Below are 21549 nucleotides of genomic sequence, written 5' to 3' on the forward strand. Positions count from 1 at the left end.
TTCGTTCTCCGCTGATCAAACCGGCTGGCAGACGGGGCTTGTCGCATTTTGGCGGCTAGAAATCGCCTTCGGTCGGAGAGCTCACGCACAGGGTGCAGGAAACTCGCCTGCGGATTGATCAATGGCAAAATTGGGGCGCTTCCGTGTCCTCACGCATATTGCGGCAGAGGGCAAACTGTGGTTTGAAGTTATTACCATTAGCATGGATTCTGCGCCTGTGATTGATCTGGATCAGGCGCGTGAGGGAGAGGGTACAGTGAGGAATAGGATTTACGCAGCACTGGCGGGGATGACCTGTCTGCTCACGGCTGTCGGCGCCCACGCCGATCAGCCGGTGCATTGGCAAATGGGCATGCAGGAGGCCGCCACGCCGATCATGCACGAAATACGCTGGTTCGAACAATATACGCTCTGGTTCATTGTTCCGGTCACGCTTTTCGTTCTTGCGCTGCTTATCATCGTCGCCTTGAAATTTCGCGCCGCGAAAAATCCGGTGGCTTCCAAGACCAGCCATAACACGGCGATCGAGGTTGTCTGGACGCTGGCGCCGGTTCTCATTCTCCTGTTCCTCGCTTTCCCCTCGTTCAATCTTCTGAACGCACAGCTGACGCAGCCGGAAAACCCTGATCTGACGCTGAAGGCGACGGCCACGCAGTGGCTGTGGAGCTATGAATATGCGGCAGCCGAAGGCGCCGAGCCGCTCTCCTTCGACAGCTATCTGCTGAAGGATCAGGATCGCGCCGCAGCGGGCAAGGAGGACAAGGCCCGCTATCCGCGTCTTCTCGCCGTAGACAATGAAATGGTCGTTCCCGTCGGTAAGACCGTTCGCCTTCTGGTGACGGCAGCACCGACGGATGTAATCCACGCCTTCGCCATGCCCGCTTTCGGCGTCAAGATCGATGCCGTGCCGGGCCGCCTCAACGAAACATGGTTCAAGCCGGAGAAGGAAGGCCTTTATTACGGCCAATGTTCCGAGCTTTGCGGCAAGGACCACGCCTTCATGCCGATCGCCATTCGGGTGGTTTCCGAACAGCAATACACTGCCTGGCACGCCGCCGCCGCTTCTGACCTGAATGCGGCAAACCGGGCGCTGATGGCCTCCGTCGATGGCGCGCCGCGCACCGTCGATGTTGCGGCCAACGAAACCAACTGACTGGAGTGACGACAATGGCTGGACCTTCCGCACACGACGATCATCACTCGCATGGTCATCCCGCTCATGACGATCATTCGCATGACGCGCATCATTCTCATACGCCGGGCTTCTTCGCCCGCTGGTTCCTGTCCACCAACCATAAGGACATCGGCACGCTCTACCTGATCTTCGCGATCATCGCCGGTATCGTCGGCGGCGGCCTCTCCGTCGTCATGCGTATGGAGCTGCAGGAGCCGGGCATCCAGATCTTCCACGGTCTTGCATCGATGGTTTACGGCTTCGAGGGCGACGCTGCCATCGATGGCGGCAAGCACATGTTCAACGTGTTTACGACCGCGCATGCGCTCATCATGATCTTCTTCATGGTCATGCCGGCCATGATCGGCGGTTTTGCCAACTGGATGATTCCGATCATGATCGGCGCACCGGACATGGCTTTCCCGCGCCTCAACAACATCTCCTTCTGGCTGATCGTGCCGGCTTTTATCCTGCTGCTGCTTTCCCTCTTCGTGGAAGGCCCGGCAGGCGCTTACGGCGTGGGCGGCGGCTGGACCATGTATCCGCCGCTATCGACCAGTGGCATGCCCGGACCGGCGGTGGATCTTGCGATCTTCTCGCTGCACGTTGCCGGCGCATCCTCGATCCTCGGCGCGATCAACTTCATCACCACGATCCTGAACATGCGCGCTCCGGGCATGACGCTGCACAAGATGCCGCTCTTTGCCTGGTCGGTTCTGGTCACCGCATTCCTGCTGCTTCTGTCCTTGCCGGTTCTGGCGGGTGGCATCACCATGCTTCTGACCGACCGCAACTTCGGCACGGCATTCTTCTCGCCGGAAGGCGGCGGTGACCCGATCCTCTACCAGCACCTGTTCTGGTTCTTCGGCCATCCGGAAGTGTATATTCTGATCCTGCCCGGTTTCGGCATCATCAGCCACATCGTGTCCACCTTCTCGAAGAAGCCGGTCTTCGGTTACCTCGGTATGGCTTACGCCATGGTCGCCATCGGCGCCGTTGGCTTCATCGTCTGGGCGCACCACATGTATACGGTTGGCCTGTCGCTCGAAGCACAGCGCTACTTCGTCTTCGCAACCATGGTCATCGCAGTGCCGACGGGCATCAAGATTTTCTCGTGGATCGCGACGATGTGGGGCGGCTCGCTGACCTTCTCGACACCCATGGTCTGGGCAATCGGCTTCATCTTCCTGTTCACGGTCGGTGGCGTCACCGGCGTGCAGCTCGCCAATGCCGGTCTCGACCGTTCGCTGCATGATACCTATTACGTCGTGGCTCACTTCCACTACGTTCTGTCGCTGGGCGCGGTCTTTGCGATCTTCGCCGGCTGGTATTACTGGTTCCCGAAGATCACCGGCTACATGTACAGCGAGTTTATCGGCAAGCTGCATTTCTGGGTCATGTTCGTGGGCGTGAACCTGATTTTCTTCCCGCAGCACTTCCTCGGTCTCGCTGGCATGCCGCGCCGCTACATCGATTATCCCGACGCTTACGCCGGCTGGAACATGGTATCGTCCTACGGTTCCTATATCTCGGCTGTTGCCGTTGGCATCTTCCTCTTCGGCGTCTGGGAAGCCTTCGCCAAGAAGCGGATCGCAGGCAACAATCCATGGGGTGAAGGTGCGACGACGCTTGAATGGCAGCTGTCTTCGCCGCCGCCATACCACCAGTGGGAACAGCTGCCGCGCATTCGCTGATGCGCGGGCCGGAGGGCGCAGGCTTGGCTTGCGCAGTCCGGTCGCTGAAAAAGAGGGACGGCGCGGTTTGATCCGTGCCGTTTCCCGAACGGGCAGGGCTCCTGCCGCGTGACATTTTGTCCAAGCGATGCCAACAGTCCGACGTGATACATGCTCCGGACGTGATAAAAGCCAAATATGGCCTTTATGAAATGCAAGCGCAGACGAATGGCGGCAGGGTGCGGCGAATGGCCGGCACATGCCGGTATCGGTTGTCCCGATGCCGGTTCCTGCGGGCAAGTTCGGGACCCATGAATTGAAGCATCGTGCATGCCGGAAATCCCTTTGTTTTCGGGCCGGTGCAAGGGATGTCGTTTCTGGCGGCATCTGAAGGAAGCAGGACAGGACATGACCGTTATCGACGATCGCGACATGCTGGGTGCACAGGGCTCCGAACTTTCGGAAGCCGGCGCGCGCGATTATTTCGAATTGCTGAAGCCACGCGTCATGTCGCTCGTCGTCTTCACGGCCTTTGCCGGCCTGGTGCTGGCGCCAGGTGAAATCAACCCCATCCTTGGCATCATCGCCGTTCTCTGTATCGCCGTTGGCGCCGGTGCATCCGGCGCGCTCAACATGTGGTATGATGCCGATATCGATGCCGTGATGAGCCGCACCGCCAGCCGGCCGATCCCGTCGGGTCGCATCGCGCCGCGCGAGGCGCTTGCCTTCGGGCTGACGCTGTCGGCCTTTTCGGTGGTCATTCTCGGTCTTGCTGTCAACTGGTTCTCGGCTGGCCTGCTTGCCTTCACCATCTTCTTTTATGCCGTCGTTTATACGATGTGGCTGAAGCGCTCGACGCCGCAGAACATCGTCATCGGCGGCGCTGCCGGCGCTTTTCCGCCCATGCTCGGCTGGGCCTGCGTCACGGGCGGTGTTTCGCTTGATAGCGTCATCCTGTTCCTCATCATCTTCCTGTGGACACCGGCCCATTTCTGGGCGCTGGCGCTCTTCAAGATGCGCGATTACGGCTCGGTCGGCATTCCGATGATGCCGAATGTCGCCGGCGAGCGTTCGACCAAAAACCAGATGATCGTTTATGCGGTGCTCACGGCCGCTGCGGCCGTCGCACCTTATTTCACCGGCCTTGCGAGCGCCGGTTACGGCATCTTCGCCGCCTTGCTGAGCGCAATCTTCGTCTACTGTTCGCTCATTGTCCGGCGTATGCCTGACGGTGACGAGAAAATGCTGCCGGCCAAGAAGATGTTCGCATATTCGGTTTTTTATCTCTTCGCGATTTTCTCAGGCCTGCTGGCCGATCATTTCGCGCCGGCTCTCAAGGCCGTCATGTCGGGAGTCCTGTGATGGAAACGGTGGAGCTGAGCGCGGCTCAGAAAAAATCGAGACGCGGGCGCAACATCGCGCTCGGCCTCCTGTTGGCCGGCCTGGTGGTGCTGTTCTACATCATCACCATCATCAAGATCGGCTCGCACTGACGCGCTGATTAGGGGGAGAGGAGGAGGAGATGGCAAATATGGAAACGCAGGCGGCAGCGACAGGCAGGCAGAAGGTGAGCAATCGCTCCATTCTCGTGCTCTGTCTCGTGTTTTTCTGCGCCATGATCGGCATGGCCTATGCCGCCGTGCCGCTCTACAGCCTGTTCTGCCGCGTCACCGGCTATAACGGCACGACCCAGCGCGTCGAGCAATATTCCGACGTCATCCTCGACAAGACCATCAACGTGACCTTCGACGCCAACACGTCGAACGGCCTCAACTGGGATTTCCGCCCGGTCGACAAGAAGGTCACGCCGAAGATCGGCGAAACCGTGCAGGTGACGTTCAAGGCAACGAACCGTTCGCCGGTCGCGACCACGGGTACGGCTGTTTTCAACGTCACGCCGATGGAAGCGGGCGCCTACTTTAACAAGGTGGAGTGTTTCTGCTTCACCGAAACGACGCTGCAGCCGGGCGAAACACTGGAAATGCCGGTGGTATTTTTCGTCGATCCTGACATCGCCACGGCGCGCGAAACCAAGAGCGTTCACACTTTAACGCTGTCCTATACGTTTTATCCGGCCAAAACCGAAAAACCGGTTGCGTCCTTGCCGGTAAAGACAGAATCTGGCGACAGCAAATTGCAATGAGGAGATCCGGGTCTTTTGAGGGGGCCGGATCAGGGAAGAGATAGCAGGGGATTGTCGTCATGGCAGATACGCATCAGAAGAACCACGACTACCACATCATAGATCCGAGCCCCTGGCCGCTTCTGGCCTCGATCGGCGCCTTCGTCATGACATTCGGCGGCGTCTGCTACATGCGTTATCTCTCGGGTGGCTCCTTCAAGTTGTTCGGTCATGAGCTTGCCAACCCGTGGCTGTTCTACATCGGTCTCGTCATCGTGCTTTACGTCATGTACGCCTGGTGGGCGGACACGATCAAGGAAGCCCATGAGGGCAGCCATACGCCCGTCGTCTCGTTGCATCTGCGCTACGGCATGATCATGTTCATCGCCTCGGAGGTGATGTTCTTCGTGGCCTGGTTCTGGGCCTATTTCGATGCCAGCCTCTTCCCGCATGAGGCCATTCAGGCATCCCGCCTCGAATATACCGGCGGGCAGTGGCCGCCAAAGGGCATCGAGGTCATCGATCCCTGGCATTTGCCGCTTTATAATACCGTCATCCTGCTGCTGTCGGGCACCTGCGTCACCTGGGCGCACCACGCCTTGCTGCACAATGACCGCAAGGGCCTGATCAGCGGCCTCGCGCTCACCGTAGCGCTCGGCGTGTTGTTCTCCACCGTGCAGGTTTACGAATACATTCACGCGCCGTTCGACTTCAAGAATTCGATCTATGGCGCGACTTTCTTCATGGCCACCGGTTTCCATGGTTTCCACGTCTTCGTTGGCACGGTGTTCCTGCTGGTCTGCCTGTTCCGCGCCATTGCCGGTGGTTTCACGCCAAAGCAGCATTTCGGCTTCGAGGCGGCCGCCTGGTACTGGCACTTCGTCGACGTCGTCTGGCTGTTCCTGTTCTTCGCCATCTATATCTGGGGTGGCTGGGGCGCGCCGATCCACGGCTGATTGCGTCGGATAGAGGACTGGGTCCGCAGCAAGGCATCCTGTGGAGCGAGCGGGTGCCACGTGTTTCTTCTCCCCGCCGGGGAGAAGAAACAAGCAGCGAAGCCGAGCGACAGATCACTGCCTTGGTTTAGACGCACGCTTAAAACAGGCTCGCTGTCACCCTCGGGCTTTGGCCAACTTCGCGGAAGGTCTCTCCATGTCTGAACCATCAAACGGAAATTTCGCCCCTGTTGACCCCATCAAGGTGGGCTTGAAAGGCTGCTGCCCGCGTTGCGGAAACGGCCGGCTGTTCGATGGCTTTCTGACCATCAAACCCGCCTGCAGCGCCTGCGGATTGGATTATGGTTTTGCCGATGCTGGCGATGGACCGGCTGTCTTCGTCATGCTTATCGTCGGTTTTCTGGTGGTCGGGCTAGCGCTCTGGGTCGATCAGCGTTTCGCGCCCCCCGTTTGGGTGCATATCCTGCTGTGGTTGCCGTTTACGGTTTTTGTCTCCCTCCTGCTGCTGCGCAAGCTCAAAGGGATCATGATTGCGTTGCAATATCGGAATAATGCAAGCGAAGGCAGACTTGATCGTGAATGACATGTCCCACATGAAGGCGGCGCAGAGGCGCGTCTGGTTTGCCGCGCCGCTGGTGCTGCTGGCGCTCGCCATTCTCCTCGGGCTTGGCACCTGGCAGGTGAAGCGGCTCTATTGGAAAGAAGCGCTGATGGCCGATATCGACCACCGGCGCAGCGCAACTCCAGCGACACTTGCCGAGATCGAGGCGATCGCCAGAAGAGCCGGCGATATTGAATATCGCAGGGTCAGGCTGTCAGGCATATTTGATCACAGCCGCGAGCGTCATTTCTTCGCCACCCATCAGGGCCAGACCGGTTATTACATCTATACGCCGCTGACGCTCGCCGATGGCCGCATTCTTTTCGTCAATCGCGGCTTCGTACCCTTTGAGATGAAGGACGCGGCCAAACGGCCCGATGGCCAGGTGAGCGGCGAGGTGACGATAACAGGGCTGGTGCGCGCGCCGCTGGTTGCAAAACCATCCTCGCTGTTGCCGGACAATGATATCGGCAAGAATATCTTCTACTGGAAGGATCTGGCGGCGATGGCGTCCAGCGCCGAAGTGCCGTCCGACCGGCTGGTCAAGCTCTTCGTGGATGCGGACAATGCGCCCAATCCCGGCGGCTGGCCGCAGGGCGGCGTGACGCTGATAGATTTGCCCAACAATCACCTGCAATATGCGATAACGTGGTATGGTCTGGCGGCGGCCCTTGTCATCGTCGTCGGTTTTGCCTATTTCCGGAACGGTAAGGCGCAGGGTGAATGAAGAGCGCGCCGCCCGGTGAGGCAGCTTGCCGGGCAATGCCAAGGAGTTGGCCAAGGAGCTGGAATGAACATCGCCGTTTCCAAACCCCCTTTGACGATAAGGCTGTGCGGACCGCGCGGCTTTTGTGCGGGCGTGGACCGGGCGATCCAGATCGTCGTGCTGGCGCTGAAGGCCTATGGCGCGCCGGTCTATGTTCGCCACGAAATCGTGCATAACCGCTATGTGGTGGAGGGGCTGGAAGCCAAGGGTGCGGTTTTCGTCGAGGAACTGCACGAAATCCCGACGGAGCACCGCGAGCAGCCGGTGGTCTTTTCGGCTCATGGCGTGCCAAAATCCGTGCCGGAAGATGCGCAGGCGCGCAACCTGTTTTATCTCGATGCCACATGCCCGCTGGTCTCCAAGGTCCATAAGCAGGCCATGCGCCACCAGCGGCTTGGCCGCCATGTCATCCTGATTGGCCATGCCGGTCACCCCGAAGTCATAGGCACCATGGGTCAGCTTCCCGAAGGCACGGTCTCGCTCATCGAAACTGTCGAGGATGCGGACCGTTACGAACCGCTGGATCGCGACAATCTCGGCTTCGTCACCCAGACGACATTGTCGGTCGATGATACGGCTGGCGTCATTGCCAGACTTCAGGAGCGTTTCCCGGCCGTCCAGGCGCCCGCCGCCGACAGTATCTGTTACGCAACCACCAATCGTCAGGATGCAGTGAAGCAGGCGGCCCCCGGCTGCGACCTCTTCATCGTCGTCGGCGCTCCCAATTCGTCCAATTCCAAGCGGCTGGTCGAAGTGGCGCTGCGCGCCGGCGCCAAGCGCTCGGTGCTGGTGCAGCGGGCGTCGGAAATCGACTGGAATGAGATCGGCGATATCCGCACGGTCGGCCTCTCCGCCGGCGCTTCGGCGCCAGAGGTGATTGTCGATGAGATTATCGAGGCCTTCAAGGCGCGTTTCGATACGACGCTTGATCTCGCCGTGACGGTTGAGGAAACGGAACATTTCCTCGTCAATCGCGAGCTGCGCAGCATCGAGCTGACGACGGACGACATGGCGTTCGTGAACGGCAATGCCAATGATGCGCTGCCGCCGAAAGCCGCCACCGGCATCTGAAGCGGGATAGCACCGGATGTGGGCGGTTTCCGTTCGACATGCGTCATCCTTCCCCCGACATTTCCACTCCATCCTTCATCAAGAGATTTTAAAATTGGCAGTTTATACTGATATCACCGAAGATGATCTGAGGAATTTCCTCACGCAGTACGACGTCGGCAGCCTCACTTCCTATAAGGGCATTGCCGAAGGCGTCGAAAACTCCAATTTCCTGCTCCATACCACCAAGGATCCGCTGATCCTCACGCTTTATGAAAAGCGGGTGGAGAAAAACGATCTGCCCTTCTTCCTCGGCCTCATGCAACATCTGTCCGCCAAGGGCCTGTCTTGCCCCCTGCCGTTGCCGCGCAAGGATGGCGCGTTGCTGGGAGAGCTGTCGGGCCGCCCCGCCGCGCTTATTTCCTTCCTTGAAGGCATGTGGCTGAGAAAGCCGGAAGCGAAACATTGCCGCGAAGTCGGCAAGGCGCTGGCCGCCATGCATCTGGCCGGTGAAGGTTTTGAGATCAAGCGGCCGAATGCGCTCTCGGTCGAAGGCTGGAAGGTGCTGTGGGACAAGTCCGAAGCGCGTGCGGACGAGGTGGAGAAGGGCCTGAAAGACGAAATTCGCCCTGAGATCGATTATCTCGCGGCCCATTGGCCGAAAGATTTGCCAGCCGGCGTCATCCACGCGGATCTGTTTCAGGACAATGTGTTCTTCCTCGGTGACGAACTGTCCGGCCTGATCGATTTCTATTTCGCCTGCAACGACCTGCTGGCTTATGACGTGTCGATCTGCTTGAACGCCTGGTGCTTCGAAAAGGACGGCGCTTATAACGTCACCAAGGGCAAGGCGCTTCTGGAAGGTTATCAGTCGGTGCGGCCGCTCGGCGAAGCGGAACTGGAAGCGCTGCCGCTTCTGGCGCGCGGTTCGGCGCTGCGCTTCTTCTTGACGCGGCTTTACGACTGGCTGACGACGCCGGCAGGCGCGCTGGTGGTCAAAAAAGACCCGCTGGAATATCTGCGCAAGCTGCGGTTCCACCGTTCCATCGCGAATGTCGCCGAATATGGGCTGGCGGGCGAATGAAACATGTCGATATTTTCACCGATGGTGCCTGTTCCGGCAATCCCGGCCCGGGCGGCTGGGGCGCGGTGCTGCGCTACGGTGAAGTGGAGAAAGAACTCTCCGGCGGAGAAGCCGAGACCACCAACAACCGCATGGAGTTGCTGGCCGCTATTTCGGCGCTCAATGCGCTGAAGAGCCCCTGCGAAGTCGATCTTTATACTGATAGCGCCTATGTGAAGGACGGCATCACCAAGTGGATCTTCGGCTGGAAAAAGAAGGGCTGGAAGACGGCCGATAACAAGCCGGTCAAGAATGTCGAGCTGTGGCAGGCGCTGGAAGCGGCGCAGGAGCGCCATAAGGTTACCCTGCACTGGGTGAAGGGCCATGCGGGCCACCCGGAAAACGAGCGTGCCGATGAACTGGCGCGCAAGGGCATGGAGCCCTTCAAACGCCGGTAATCGAAGCCTGCTATTGGTGCGGTAAAATACGTCGACTTGATCTTCGGCCCATTATCCGGGGTTGTGAAAACCGAAACCCGACTTATCTTGTCGTCAAGAGCGCCGGCGTCACGCCGAGCGCAGGAGAGGAATTCGAATGATCCTGCATTGTGTGTTTTTACGGTTCAAGGCTGCGACCGCAACCTCTGAAAAAAACGCGGCGTTCGAGGCGATTGCAGCCCTGAAAGACGTGATACCCGGCATCATCGATGTGAAATACGGCCAGAATGTCTCGCCCGAAGGCCTGAACGGCGGCTTCGTCGATGGCTTCATCGTGACGCTGGAAAGCCCGGAAGCCCGCGATGACTATCTCGCCCATCCCCAGCATGTGGAGGCGGGGGAACGTCTGGTGTCGCTCACCGATGGCGGTCTGGCTGGTCTTCTGGTGTTCGATATGAATGTTTGAGAGCGGCTTCTCGCCGCTCTCTTTCCGTCATGCTCGGGCTTGTCCCGAGCATCTGCAACGTCTCGATTGAGTTGGACGTGGTCAAATCCTCGGCACAGGGCCGAGGACGACGTCTTATCTAGGCCAAGGGGCCATTTTCAACATCAAAGCTGCTCGATCATCGCCGCAGCAGCGGAAACAGTCGCCTGACCGGGGTTTTCTTCGACGTTGAGTGACTTCACCACACCGTCTTCCACCAGCATAGAATAACGCTTGGAGCGCACGCCGAGACCGCCGCCGGACAGATCGGCATCGAGGCCGAGCGCCTTGGTGAAAGACGCATCCCAGTCCGCGAGGAAGTGGATTTTGCCCTGACCGCCCGATGATTGCGCCCAGGCGCCCATGACGTGCCAGTCATTGACCGAGATGACGGCGATATCGTCCACGCCCTTGGAAAGAATGGCGTCACGGTTTTCGAGGTAGCCCGGCAGATGGTTCAGTGAGCAAGTGGGGGTGAAAGCGCCGGGAACGGCGAAAAGAACCACCTTCTTGCTGCCGAGAAGCGCGTCCGTGCTGGTTTCCACCGGGCCGTCGGCCGTCTTTTCCTTGAAGGTTGCGGAAGGCAGTTTGTCGCCGATCTTGATGGTCATGTCCGTGCTCCTGTAGCCGTTCGGTTTGCGCGACTATAGAGCACGGAAATGAAATCTGTCATGCGGTTTTCGAGTTAAATTCCGCCGCAAAACGCCGCTTACGGCTTCGGGAAATTCAGCATGGTCTCCATGGCCCGGTCGCCTGACTTGACCAGAATAGGCCAGCTGTTGCCCGGGACCTGATAGGTTTTCGGCAGGCCCTTGATGTTCATGTAGAAGGAGAGTTTGCGCTTGTCGCGCACCATGTTCTGCGGTTCGTAATAGGCAAAGCCCGATGGGCCGGCGATGAAGATTTCGGTCTCCTTCGGCGCGTTTTCCGGTAGCTGCAGCTGCACGCCGAGCATGGTCTTGTCGGGCGTGATATGGAAATCGATGACCTTGAAATCGTCGGAGGGAGCCTCGGGCAGAGTTTCGCGTGCCTCTTCGAGAAGGCGGCGTTCCTCGCTGTCATCATCACCGGCATTGCCGCGGGCGATGGAAAATTTCGCTTCGAAGGGAATGCAGATATTCTGGCACACGCCGATGAAGGCAGTAAGATCGATAGCCCCGTTTGCCGCCGGATCGGTGACCTTCAGCTGAAAAGGGAGGCTGACGGCGTGGTCATAACCGATATCGGTGATATCGCCGTTCTCGATCAGTTTCGGAACCGGATAGGCCATGGTGGTGAGGCTGACGCCGCTTGCCGGATCAAGCGTGATCTTCGGCGGTATGCCGGCTTCGCCCGGCTCGCGCCAATAGGTTATCCAGCCGTCCTTCGGCTCGATCTGCAGCACGCCGCGCAGCACGCCGTCCGCATCCATGGCAAGGCTTGCCACCCGCATCTGGCCGCCTTCGCTTCTCGCCCAGTCGGTAATTTCGGCCCGGGCGGCTTGCGCGCCGCCGAGGAGGGCGGCAACTGCGGCCGCAAGGCGAAGATGTGAAAATCGAAAGAATATCCTGAGGCTCATGCTTCCCGTCTAACCCAACATCGCCCGTCGGGCCAGTTACGAATTCGTGGGGTTCATCATTTTCGGTTGATTGATCGGGCGCTATGCCGCATCCTGTCCTTTGTCGAAGTGCGAACACCGTTTTTCGTTCAATGACGAGATTCGGTCTGCTGGAGGCGCCGGTGAGCTTTTCAACCCTGATGGACAAACGCGAACGTGGCTTTCTGGATGGTCAGTTCCTCATGGCGATGCCGGGACTGGACGATGGCAATTTTGCCCGTTCGGTGATTTATATCTGCGCCCATTCGGATGCAGGTGCGATGGGTTTCATCATCAACCGTCCGCAACAGATCACGTTTACGGATATCCTGCTGCATCTGAAACTGGTGGATAGCAACGACGCCATCATGCTGCCCAATCGCACCCGCGAATTCCCCATTCAGTGCGGCGGCCCGGTCGAATCCGGCCGTGGTTTCGTGCTGCATTCGGACGATTACTTAAGCGAATCCTCCATTCCGGTCAGCGACGACATTTCGCTGACGGCGACGCTCGATATCGTCCGTGCCATTTCCAACGGCCGAGGCCCGCAAAAGGCGACCATGATGCTCGGTTACGCCGGCTGGGGTCCGGGCCAGCTGGAAAACGAGATCGCCAATAATGGCTGGCTGAATTGCCCGGCCGCGGAAGAGCTGATTTTCGATCGTGGCCTGGATAATAAATATGAGCGGGCGCTGGCCCTGATGGGCGTTGATGCGCGCATGCTCTCCACGGATGCCGGGCACGCTTGACCCTACTTTTGTGTCCCGTCGTTTTTGGCTGGAACCAAATACTCACCCCCTACGTTACTACCCCGGAAAGCCGAACAGACAGTACGGCTAAAATAGGGAGAAGTAACATGGGTAGCACATCTGATAAGATCGCCGGTAAAGCCAATGAAGTTGCTGGCAAGGTGAAGAAGAACGTCGGTGAAGCGACGGGCAATAATGAATTGCGCGCCAAGGGTGCGGCCCAGGAAACCAAGGGCAAGGTTCAGAGCTCTGTCGGCAAGGCCAAAGATGCCGTCAAGGGCGCTGTCGATCGCATGTAATCCCGCCTGACGGGACTGCGCTTCAGACGATGTGGCGCGTAGAGCGCATGTGTTTTCGCACATGCGCTCTTGTCGTGCGAGGGACATGGCGACTTGGTCGTCACGTCGTCGCCTTCGCATTTTAAGCCTTACTTTTTCCCGATCCATCGCAAGGGTTTCACCCATGAAGCTTTTCTCCTGCGCATCCTGCGGCCAGCCTGTTCATTTTGACAACCGCTTCTGCGTCGCCTGCGGACATCGTCTGGCTTTCGTGCCGGAACGGCTTTCCATGGAGGCGCTGGCGCCTGCGGGTGAGCCGAACTGGCAGATTGTCGCTGAGCCTGAAAAACAGGTGCGGTTCTGCGCCAATGAGGTGAACGACATCTGCAACTGGTCGGTGCCGGCAGAAAGCGAAAGTGCCTTTTGCCCGGCCTGCAGCCACAATCGCCTGGTGCCTGATATCGCGACGGAGCAGGGGATTGAACAATGGCGCCGCATCAGCCAGGCACAGCGGCATCTGTTCTATTCGATCCTGCGGCTTGGCCTGCCGCATCCCAACCGCGATGCCGACCCTGCCGGTGGCCTCGTCTTCGACTTTCTGGTGGATGCGGTGGCGCCCGATGGTTCCGTCATTCCCGCCATGACTGGTCACGATGAGGGCCTGATCGCTATTCGCGCGGCAGAGGCTGATGATGCAACGCGCGAGCAGGTGCGCGCCAATATGAACGAACCCTACCGCACCATGCTTGGCCATTTCCGCCATGAGGTCGGGCACTTTATCTGGAACAAGCTGGTGCGGGATGCAAACCGGCTGGAAGCCTGCCGCGCCGTCTTCGGCGATGAGCGCGAGGATTACGGCGCTGCCCTGCAAAGCAATTACGATGGCGGACCACGCCCCGACTGGCAGGAGAGTTTCATCAGCTCCTATGCCTCGGTCCACCCGTGGGAGGATTTCGCCGAATGTTTCGCCCACTACCTGCATATCGTCGATACGCTGGAGACGGCGCGCGCTTTCGGCGTGGCGATCGATCCTGATGGGCACGAGGAAATGGCGGCGGAGGTGACGTTTGATCCCTATAAGGCCCGCAGCGCCGCGCAGCTGGTCAAGGCTTGGATTCCGCTCAGTGTCGCAATCAACTCCATCCAGCGCAGCATGGGGGAGGCGGACCTTTATCCCTTCGTGCTGACGCCGCCGGTGGTGGCGAAGATGGAGTTCGTGCACGACCTGCTGCATGGGAAGGTGGCGGCGGATGCGCAGCAAGAGGCGACGGTTCAGTGACGATTTGGCGTGCAGATTGAAAATCCGAGACGCTCCGGGGAGAATTAGCCCTCTCCGTCGTCATCCTCGGGCTTGTCCCGAGGATCTAACGTCGGTAGTTTTAGCATGCGTGATTAGATCCTCGGGACAAGCCCGAGGATGACGTGGAATTTGAGGAGATTACGCCCCCCTCGCTTCCATTTACGCAATACTACCCCTAGGAAGCCCGCTTCGTCGGCTGGAAACGCTCTCTCAGCAACTTCAGGGCTGCATCGCCCGAAACCGGAGTACCGAACAGGAAGCTCTGGCCGAAATGGCAGTTCATGCGTGCCAGTTCCGCTGCATCCTCGGGCGTTTCGATGCCTTCCGCCACCACCTGCATGTCAAGCGCCCGCGCCATGGCGATGACGGAGCGCAGCAGGACATTGCGCTTGTCGCTGGTATTGGCCACCAGCGCCTTGTCGAGCTTGATCGTGTCGAAGGGGAAGCGGGTGAGATAGGCAAGCGATGAATAGCCGGTGCCGAAATCGTCCATGGCGAGGCTCAAGCCCGTTTCCTTCAGCTTGGACAGCACAAGCCGCGCCTGTTCCGGGTTTTCCATGACAACGGATTCCGTCAGTTCCAGCTTCAACTGTTGCGGATTGCAGCGGGTGCGGGTCAGCATGCCACGAACGTCGTTATAGAGTTCGTTGTTCAGCAGTTGCGCACTGGAAATATTGACGGAGATGAAAATCGGCATCTTGTCGATGGCATGTTGCCAGTCCATCAGGTCGGTTGCGGCGCGCTCCAGCGCAAACATGCCCAGCGGTTCAATCAGGCCAGAAGCCTCCGCAATTGGAATGAATTCGCTCGGCGGAATATTGCCGCGCTTGGGGTGCTCCCAACGCATCAGCGCCTCGAAACCGGCAAGCTCACCATCGTCGAGCTTGACGATCGGCTGATAGGCAAGCGACAGCTCCTTGCGCTCGATGGCGCGGCGAAGGTCGCTTTCCATCTGCAACCGGTCGGTGCCCGAGGTGCGGAAGGCGGGGCGGAACGGCTCGACGCGGTTGCCGCCGGCACGCTTGGCGCGGTACATGGCGAGTTCCGCATCGCTGAGCAGTCCGGCCGCACTCTCCTGTTGGTCGATCCACGAAACGAGGCCGATGGAGGCGGTGAGGATGATTTCGCGGTTTGCGAAATTGATCGGCACCATGATCGCTTTGTTCACCGCATCGGCGAAATCGGCAACCCGCTGCGGATCGCGCTCCGACGTCAGGATCAGGCCAAATTCATCGCCGCCCAGACGCGCAAGCGTATCCTGCGGTTTCAGCAGCCGGCGCAGACGCCGGGTTAGCGCAATCAGGATGTTGTCACCGGCAGCGATGCCAAGCGTATCGTTGACCAGCTTGTAGCGGTCGATATCGATCGCCATCACGGTCGGGCGCACTCCCTCGCTGTCTGGCGAGAGATTGAGGATCGATTGCAGACGGTCGAGGAAAACCTGACGGTTCGGGAGCCCGGTCAGATTGTCATTCATCGCATCCTGCAACAGCCGTTCGACGGAATTCTTCTGCTCGGTAATGTCGGTGATGGTGCCGACGCAGCGGATGATTTCGCCGTTGGAGCCGAGAACTGGACGCGCACGAATTTGCAGCCAGTGGAAATGGCCATCCTCGGCGCGAATTCGGAACTCGTGATTGAGGCGGCCCTTGCGATGGTCGAGCAGCACGTCAAGCGTTGCCTTGAAGCGGTCGCGGTCATCGGGATGCAGACGCGGCAACCAGTTGCGCGCAGCACCATGCATTGTGCCGGGCTCCAACCCCAGCCGGTTGGAAATATCAGGCGTGGTGACGATGCGGTCACGCGTCACATCCCAGTCCCAGACCGTATCGCCGCTGCCTGTCAGGGCGAGCGACTGGCGTTCGAGATCGGAGAACAGCCCCTGCTGATAGGCGCTGCCTGCAAAGGCGTGCTGGATGACGGTAAAGCCGATCAACAGCACGATCAGAACCAGCCCGCCGCCAAGGGCAGGCTGCACGATATCATTGTCGAGTTGCCCGGTCACGGTCAACCAGCTGCCGAACAGCCAGACGAGGATCAGGGCCCAGGATGGGACAAGCAGGATCGCGCGGTCGTATTTGTTGAAACCGAGATAAATGATGAGCGCGATGCCCGCCGTTGCCGTCAGCGCGAAGGAAACACGCGCAATACCCGATGCAACGGAAGGGTCGTAGATCGCCACGCCAAACAGCAGCGCCAGTCCCACCACCCAGGCAAAGGTCGCATAACCCAGATGCGCGTGCCATCGGTTGAGGTTGAGATAAGTAAAGAGGAAGACGACGAAGCTGGAGGCGAGCGCCACTTCCGCGCCCGCCCTCCATATTCGCTGATCGCTTGAGGTGACGGTAATGAGCTTTTCGAGGAAGCCAAAATCGACGCAGATATAGGCCAGAACCGCCCAGGCGAGTGCGGCCGAGGCTGGCAGAACCGAGGTTCCCTTGACCACGAAAAGAATGGTCAGCAGCACGGCGAGCAGGCCGGCAATGCCAAGCACGATGCCACGGTACAGCGTGAACGCGTTGATCGTGTCCTTGTAGGCCTCCGGTTCCCAGAGGTAAATCTGCGGCAGCTGCGGTGTGGAAAGCTCGGCGACGAAGGTGATGACGGAACCGGGATTGAGCGTAATGCGGAACACGTCCGCATCCGGGCTCGGCTGGCGATCAAGCGCAAAGCCTTCACTCGGCGTAATCGCGATGATGCGCTGCGAACCGAGATCGGGCCAGAACAGTTTGGAATTGACGAGACGAAAATGCGGCGCGACGATCACGCGCTCCAGCTGCTCTTCGGAGACGTTGGCGAGCGCAAAGACCGCCCAGTCGCCCTGATGGTCTTCGGAGCTGGCGCGCACTTCGATACGGCGGCGGATGCCGTCGGGGCCGGGCGCAGTCGAGACCTGAAAGGCTTCGCCCTGATTGGCATAGATATCGGTCGTCGCGGTGAGATCCAGCGCCGTGTCGTCACGGGAAATCTTCACCGGTTCGAAAGCGTAGGAATGAGAGGCAAAAAACACGAAAAGCAGGAAAAACGGCACAGCCAGTGCGAATGCCGCCAGACGTTTCGACAGGCACGGCGCGGAGTGATTGTAGGTCATGTATCGTACTTCGTTCCGCCGGAGCTTTGCTTGTCGGCAAGAAGGGAAAACATCATATGATCCCGCCATTGGCCATTGATTTTCAGATATTCCCGCAAGAGACCTTCCCGCTGGAACCCGGCATTTTCGAGAAGCCGGATGCTTTTGAAGTTGTCCGGAATACAGGCTGCCTCGATACGGTGCAACTGAAGTCCGTTAAAGATGTATGGTATTACCAATTTTAATGCGGCAGACATATGGCCTTGCGCAGCGTGCCGCTCGCCGGTCCAATATCCGATCATGCAGCTCTGCGCCGCACCGCGCCTGATATAGCCGATTGTGATGCCGCCGACGAGCAATGTCTCTTTTTCGAACAGCAGGAAGGAGACGGCAGTGCCGGAGGAAAACTCCTGGCCGTTGCGCACCACCCGCATACGAAAGGAACCCTCGGTCAATTCGTCCGGCCGCCACGTCGGCTCCCATGGCTGCAGAAACTGCCGGCTTTCGGATCGCAGCACATGCCATTGCTTGAAATCGCTGTAGCGCGGCAGTCTGAGGAGGTGATTGGCGCTGCGCAGTTCGGGCGTGTCGCTATGTCGGGAAAGAAAACGCAGCATTCACGATCCCTGTGCGGCAGATATCGCCATCCGCAAGCGGGACGGCGAAAAAGGTGAGCGGACTTCGCCTTTAAATCCCGCTCTCATATCGGTTTATCCGTTCGCCTTTATCCTTGCGGGCTGCTGCGCGGAAAGCGCGGCAGTCATGTCTGAGAGGGGCGGCAGATGTTCGAGCGGGCCAATGGCGGACAGTGTTGGAACTGTATCGAAAAACAGCCGTCCTGCAAGATCGGTGAGACGTTCCCGGGTAATGTCCTCAAGACGCTTCATCATCTCCTCATTGGGGATGGGGCGACCGTAAAGCATCATCTGCCGGGCGATCTGGCCGGCGCGGGCTGCCGGACTTTCCTGGCCCATCAGCAACTGCGCACGGATCTGCGCGCGGGCGCGGTTGATCTCGTCCTGGTGGATGATCTCCGACGACTTGCGCAGTTCGTCGACGATGACCGGCATCAGTTCCGGCAGGTCGTTGCTGCCGGTCGCCGCATGTACGCCGAAGATACCGGTATCGGAAAAACCCCAGTGGAAGGCATAGACGGAATAACACAGGCCACGGGACTCGCGCACTTCCTGGAACAGGCGCGATGACATGCCGCCACCGAGAATATTGGCGAGGATTTGCGAACAGTAGAAATCGCGGGCGTGGTAGGCCTTGCCCTCGAAACCGAGGAGCACCTGCGCATCCATGAGGTCGCGCGTCTCGCGGATTTCCCCGCCGGTGTAGATCGCCTTTTCCATGACGGGCGGTGCCGTGGGTACGAGCGGCAACGAGGCAAAACGCTCCTCCACCTGCTTCACGAAGCTTTCGTGATCGACCGCACCGGCGGCGACGACGAAGATGCGGTCCGTCGTGTAATTGCGGGCGAGATAATGCCGGATTTCACCACTGGTGAAGGATTGCACGGTGTCCGGTGTGCCGAGGATCGGCCGGCCGATCGTCTGGTCGCGATAGGCGACGCCGGAGAAATTGTCGAAGATCACGTCGTCAGGCGTATCGGTGGCAGCGCCGATTTCCTGGAGGATGACGTTTTTCTCCCGCTCCAGCTCGTCCTCGTCGAATAGTGATTCCGTCAGGATGTCGGCCAGTATATCGACGGCGAGGGGGACGTGGTCTTTCAGAACGCGGGCGTAGTAGGAGGTCGTTTCCGTTGATGTCGCGGCGTTGACTTCGCCGCCGACATTTTCGATCTCTTCGGCGATCTGCCGGGCAGTGCGGCGCGCCGTACCCTTGAACGCCATATGTTCTAGTAGATGCGCAATGCCGTGCTCGGCATTCGTCTCGTTGCGGGAGCCGGATTTGATCCACACCCCAAGAGCGACGCTTTCGAGATGTGGCATTCTTTCCGTGACAACGGTCAACCCGGACGAAAGCCGGGTCACATTAACTTTCATACTCAACGTCTTTCCGCGTCTCTATTTGCCGGCGCGTGCATGTTTGCCGATGAAGGTTTCCACGGCTTTCAGCTCTGCGTCCAGAATGTCGAAACGCTCCTCCCGGTTCATAATGTCAGCTAGCCATACTGGAAGCGCAGGCTCGATTGCGCAAGCGGATTTTACAGCGGCCGGGAATTTTGCCGGGTGCGCAGTCGACAGGACAACCATCGGGGAGGATGCTTTTTCATGTTTTTCAGCCACGAAAACGCCGGTCGCCGTATGCGGGTCGATCAGGTAGCCGGTGTTTGCAAGCGTGTCGCGAATGGTCGCCGCCACCTGCTTTTCGGTGGCGCGGCCGGCGCGGAAGTCCTTTTTGATGAATTTCAGAGCCTTGGCCGGAATTTCAAACGCGCCGGATTGCTTGAGGCCGTCCATCGATGACTTCACCGCAGCGGAATCGCGGTCATAGGCTTCAAACAGCAGACGTTCGAAGTTGGACGAGATCTGAATGTCCATCGAAGGCGAGGTGGTGGGCTTGACGCCGCGCATCTCGTAACGACCGGTCTTCAGCGTGCGCGCCAGAATGTCGTTGTCATTCGTGGCGATAACAAGCTTGTCGATAGGCAGGCCCATCTTCTTGGCGACGTAACCCGCAAAGATGTCGCCGAAATTGCCTGTTGGAACCGTGAAGGACACCTTGCGGTCCGGGCCGCCAAGCGAGAGCGACGCGGTGAAATAATAAACCACCTGCGCCATGATGCGCGCCCAGTTGATGGAGTTGACGCCGGAAAGCTTCACGCTGTCGCGGAACTTCACGTCGTTGAACATTTCTTTCACCAGCGTCTGGCAATCGTCGAAATTGCCGTTGATCGCCAGCGCGTGGACGTTGGAAGCAGTCGAGGTCGTCATCTGGCGCTGCTGCACCGGCGAGACCTTGCCGTTCGGGAAGAGGATGAAGATATCGGTGCGTTCACGCCCGGCAAAGGCGTCGATCGCCGCGCCGCCGGTATCGCCCGAGGTCGCGCCGACGATCGTGGCGCGTTCGCCGCGCTCCGTCAGCGTATAGTCCATCAGACGGGCAAGGAGCTGCATCGCCACGTCCTTGAAGGCGAGCGTGGTGCCGTGGAAAAGCTCCAGCACGAAGGTGTTCGGACCCGTCTGCGTCAGCGGCACGACGGCCGGATTGCGGAAAGTCGCATAGGCGTCATCGATCATCGCCTTGAACTTGTCGGCCGGAATTTCGCCGCCGGTGAAACGGTAGAGAACCTCGAAGGCGACGTCCTGATAGGATTTGCCGCGCAGATTGCGGATCTCCTTCTTCGACATGGACGGCCATTCGCTGGGAACATAAAGCCCGCCGTCGCGGCCAAGGCCTGCCAGAAGCGCGTCGCAGAAACCAAGCGAAGGGGCCGCACCCCGGGTCGATACATATTTCACGAGATAGTCCCCTGTCCTTAACCTGTCCGTTGCCGATCGTCGGCATCTTTCCAGCAGCGTCTCACCGAAATGAGGCGATTGGCGAGGTAATGAAGGGCTTTTTTGAAAATTCAAGCAAAACCGAACATGCCAATCGATTTTTTCCGGCGTCGCTGCTATAGACCATCGCCAACCTGCGTGAAAGGTCAATAAACAGCGTCTGCGGTTCGGTTCCGGGACAATGGAGAGGGAATTAGAAGAGTGTCAGGGAATTTCTTGCGTTTGTCCGCCGCTATGTCGCTTCTGGCCGTTGTTGCCGGTTGCAACTCCTCCAATCCGTCGGACTCGCTCGCCGTTAATCCGCCGGCTGCGCAGGCCAATGCCGTTACGCCGGTCGTGCAGGCCAATTGCCCGACGGTCACGATTCTCGATGCCAATGCCGTTCATCGCGTTTACGCCGGTGGAGCCAAGGACGATCCGCAGAAGCTCGCCTATCAGGTTTCGCTCTCGGACACGACACGCTCCTGCACGGCCAATGAATCGACGCTCACCGTCAACGTGCTCGCCCAGGGTCGCCTCGTTCCCGGCCCCATGTCGAAGGGCGGCCGTGCGACTGTGCCGATCCGCGTGACGGTGAAGGACGGCGACGGCGAGATTTTCGGCGAAACGACCAATTTCGCCATTGATGTTCCCGCAGGCGGAGCCGGCACGCAGTTCATCTTCAACAATGACCACGTCGCCATCCCCAATGGGCCGGGCGGCGCACCGAGGTCCGTCAGTGTCTATATCGGTTTTGCCGAGCAGGGCGCGAAGGCGAAGACCAAGCGTCGTACATGATGTAAA

22 protein-coding genes are annotated in these 21549 nt (G+C 59.2%); 16 read left to right on the forward strand and 6 right to left on the reverse strand.

The annotated features are described in order from the left end of the window. Positions 1–289: 289 nt before the first annotated feature. From coxB to ACFVTJ_RS06860, 12 genes are all read left to right on the forward strand, one after another. Positions 290–1153 carry a cytochrome c oxidase subunit II gene (gene coxB, locus ACFVTJ_RS06805; protein WP_063947823.1) on the forward strand — a complete coding sequence of 288 codons (864 nt, stop codon included), beginning with the start codon at positions 290–292 and terminating at the stop codon, positions 1151–1153. A gap of 14 nt (positions 1154–1167) precedes the next feature. Continuing rightward, a complete protein-coding gene (gene ctaD / locus ACFVTJ_RS06810) occupies positions 1168–2868 on the forward strand; it encodes a cytochrome c oxidase subunit I (RefSeq protein ID WP_386905798.1) in 1701 nt (566 codons plus the stop codon). A 387-nt stretch (positions 2869–3255) separates the two neighbouring features. After that, entirely contained in the window at positions 3256–4209 is a 954-nt protein-coding gene (locus ACFVTJ_RS06815) for a heme o synthase (RefSeq protein ID WP_386905800.1), read from the forward strand. Beyond that, positions 4209–4340, forward strand: a complete 132-nt coding sequence (locus ACFVTJ_RS06820; protein ID WP_077224630.1) for a hypothetical protein — start codon at positions 4209–4211, stop codon at positions 4338–4340. The genes ACFVTJ_RS06815 and ACFVTJ_RS06820 overlap by 1 nt, the downstream gene beginning before the upstream one ends. A gap of 29 nt (positions 4341–4369) precedes the next feature. Beyond that, entirely contained in the window at positions 4370–4990 is a 621-nt protein-coding gene (locus ACFVTJ_RS06825; protein WP_386905802.1) for a cytochrome c oxidase assembly protein, read from the forward strand. Positions 4991–5049: 59 nt separating this feature from the next. Next, on the forward strand, positions 5050–5925 hold the full coding sequence (locus ACFVTJ_RS06830; protein WP_386905804.1) for a cytochrome c oxidase subunit 3: 876 nt from the start codon (positions 5050–5052) through the stop codon (positions 5923–5925). Positions 5926–6121: 196 nt separating this feature from the next. Beyond that, the gene (locus ACFVTJ_RS06835; RefSeq protein ID WP_386906878.1) at positions 6122–6508 is read left to right on the forward strand and encodes a DUF983 domain-containing protein; all 387 of its coding nucleotides are present in this window, start codon (positions 6122–6124) and stop codon (positions 6506–6508) included. 10 nt (positions 6509–6518) lie between these two features. Further along, positions 6519–7253 (forward strand): SURF1 family protein, encoded by a 735-nt coding sequence (locus ACFVTJ_RS06840; RefSeq protein ID WP_386906880.1) that lies wholly within the window; start codon positions 6519–6521, stop codon positions 7251–7253. Positions 7254–7316: 63 nt separating this feature from the next. Beyond that, the gene (ispH, locus tag ACFVTJ_RS06845; RefSeq protein WP_386905806.1) at positions 7317–8363 is read left to right on the forward strand and encodes a 4-hydroxy-3-methylbut-2-enyl diphosphate reductase; all 1047 of its coding nucleotides are present in this window, start codon (positions 7317–7319) and stop codon (positions 8361–8363) included. 94 nt (positions 8364–8457) lie between these two features. Further along, a complete protein-coding gene (locus tag ACFVTJ_RS06850) occupies positions 8458–9426 on the forward strand; it encodes a homoserine kinase (protein ID WP_386905808.1) in 969 nt (322 codons plus the stop codon). After that, positions 9423–9863 carry a ribonuclease HI gene (gene rnhA, locus ACFVTJ_RS06855; RefSeq protein WP_003494262.1) on the forward strand — a complete coding sequence of 147 codons (441 nt, stop codon included), beginning with the start codon at positions 9423–9425 and terminating at the stop codon, positions 9861–9863. Before ACFVTJ_RS06850 ends, rnhA begins: the two co-directional genes overlap by 4 nt. A gap of 136 nt (positions 9864–9999) precedes the next feature. Further along, on the forward strand, positions 10000–10308 hold the full coding sequence (locus ACFVTJ_RS06860) for a Dabb family protein (RefSeq protein WP_386905810.1): 309 nt from the start codon (positions 10000–10002) through the stop codon (positions 10306–10308). Positions 10309–10451: 143 nt separating this feature from the next. Here ACFVTJ_RS06860 and ACFVTJ_RS06865 read toward each other — a convergent pair whose 3' ends face one another. After that, a complete protein-coding gene (locus ACFVTJ_RS06865; RefSeq protein WP_386905812.1) occupies positions 10452–10937 on the reverse strand; it encodes a peroxiredoxin in 486 nt (161 codons plus the stop codon). A 98-nt stretch (positions 10938–11035) separates the two neighbouring features. After that, on the reverse strand, positions 11036–11884 hold the full coding sequence (locus tag ACFVTJ_RS06870) for a protein-disulfide reductase DsbD domain-containing protein (RefSeq protein ID WP_386905814.1): 849 nt from the start codon (positions 11882–11884) through the stop codon (positions 11036–11038). A gap of 161 nt (positions 11885–12045) precedes the next feature. Here ACFVTJ_RS06870 and ACFVTJ_RS06875 point away from each other — a divergent pair, with 161 nt between their 5' ends. The 3 genes from ACFVTJ_RS06875 (at position 12046) to ACFVTJ_RS06885 (ending at position 14208) form a co-directional block, all read left to right on the forward strand. Then, the gene (locus ACFVTJ_RS06875; RefSeq protein WP_386905816.1) at positions 12046–12651 is read left to right on the forward strand and encodes a YqgE/AlgH family protein; all 606 of its coding nucleotides are present in this window, start codon (positions 12046–12048) and stop codon (positions 12649–12651) included. 107 nt (positions 12652–12758) lie between these two features. Next, positions 12759–12950: a CsbD family protein gene (locus ACFVTJ_RS06880; RefSeq protein WP_129564571.1), complete on the forward strand. Its 192-nt coding sequence runs from the start codon at positions 12759–12761 to the stop codon at positions 12948–12950. A gap of 163 nt (positions 12951–13113) precedes the next feature. Further along, complete coding sequence (locus ACFVTJ_RS06885; protein ID WP_386905819.1) at positions 13114–14208, forward strand: putative zinc-binding metallopeptidase; 1095 nt, start codon at positions 13114–13116, stop codon at positions 14206–14208. Between the two features lie 196 nt (positions 14209–14404). On the opposite strand, the gene ACFVTJ_RS06890 is transcribed toward ACFVTJ_RS06885, so the two are convergent. The 4 genes from ACFVTJ_RS06890 to thrC all read right to left on the reverse strand — a co-directional run bounded on the left by ACFVTJ_RS06890 (position 14405) and on the right by thrC (position 20727). After that, positions 14405–17320 (reverse strand): EAL domain-containing protein, encoded by a 2916-nt coding sequence (locus ACFVTJ_RS06890; protein WP_386905821.1) that lies wholly within the window; start codon positions 17318–17320, stop codon positions 14405–14407. Next, on the reverse strand, positions 17317–17916 hold the full coding sequence (locus tag ACFVTJ_RS06895; protein ID WP_386905823.1) for a GNAT family N-acetyltransferase: 600 nt from the start codon (positions 17914–17916) through the stop codon (positions 17317–17319). The genes ACFVTJ_RS06890 and ACFVTJ_RS06895 overlap by 4 nt, the downstream gene beginning before the upstream one ends. A gap of 93 nt (positions 17917–18009) precedes the next feature. Further along, complete coding sequence (locus ACFVTJ_RS06900; RefSeq protein WP_386906882.1) at positions 18010–19308, reverse strand: M16 family metallopeptidase; 1299 nt, start codon at positions 19306–19308, stop codon at positions 18010–18012. 21 nt (positions 19309–19329) lie between these two features. Continuing rightward, positions 19330–20727, reverse strand: coding sequence for a threonine synthase (gene thrC, locus ACFVTJ_RS06905; protein ID WP_386905825.1), 1398 nt, complete (start codon positions 20725–20727; stop codon positions 19330–19332). A gap of 273 nt (positions 20728–21000) precedes the next feature. On the opposite strand from thrC, the gene ACFVTJ_RS06910 reads away from it, so the two are divergent. Then, complete coding sequence (locus ACFVTJ_RS06910) at positions 21001–21543, forward strand: PilZ domain-containing protein (protein WP_386906884.1); 543 nt, start codon at positions 21001–21003, stop codon at positions 21541–21543. Positions 21544–21549: the final 6 nt, after the last annotated feature.

Origin of the sequence: Agrobacterium sp. NPDC058088, from assembly GCF_042885035.1 — a bacterium.
Classification (GTDB): domain Bacteria; phylum Pseudomonadota; class Alphaproteobacteria; order Rhizobiales; family Rhizobiaceae; genus Agrobacterium.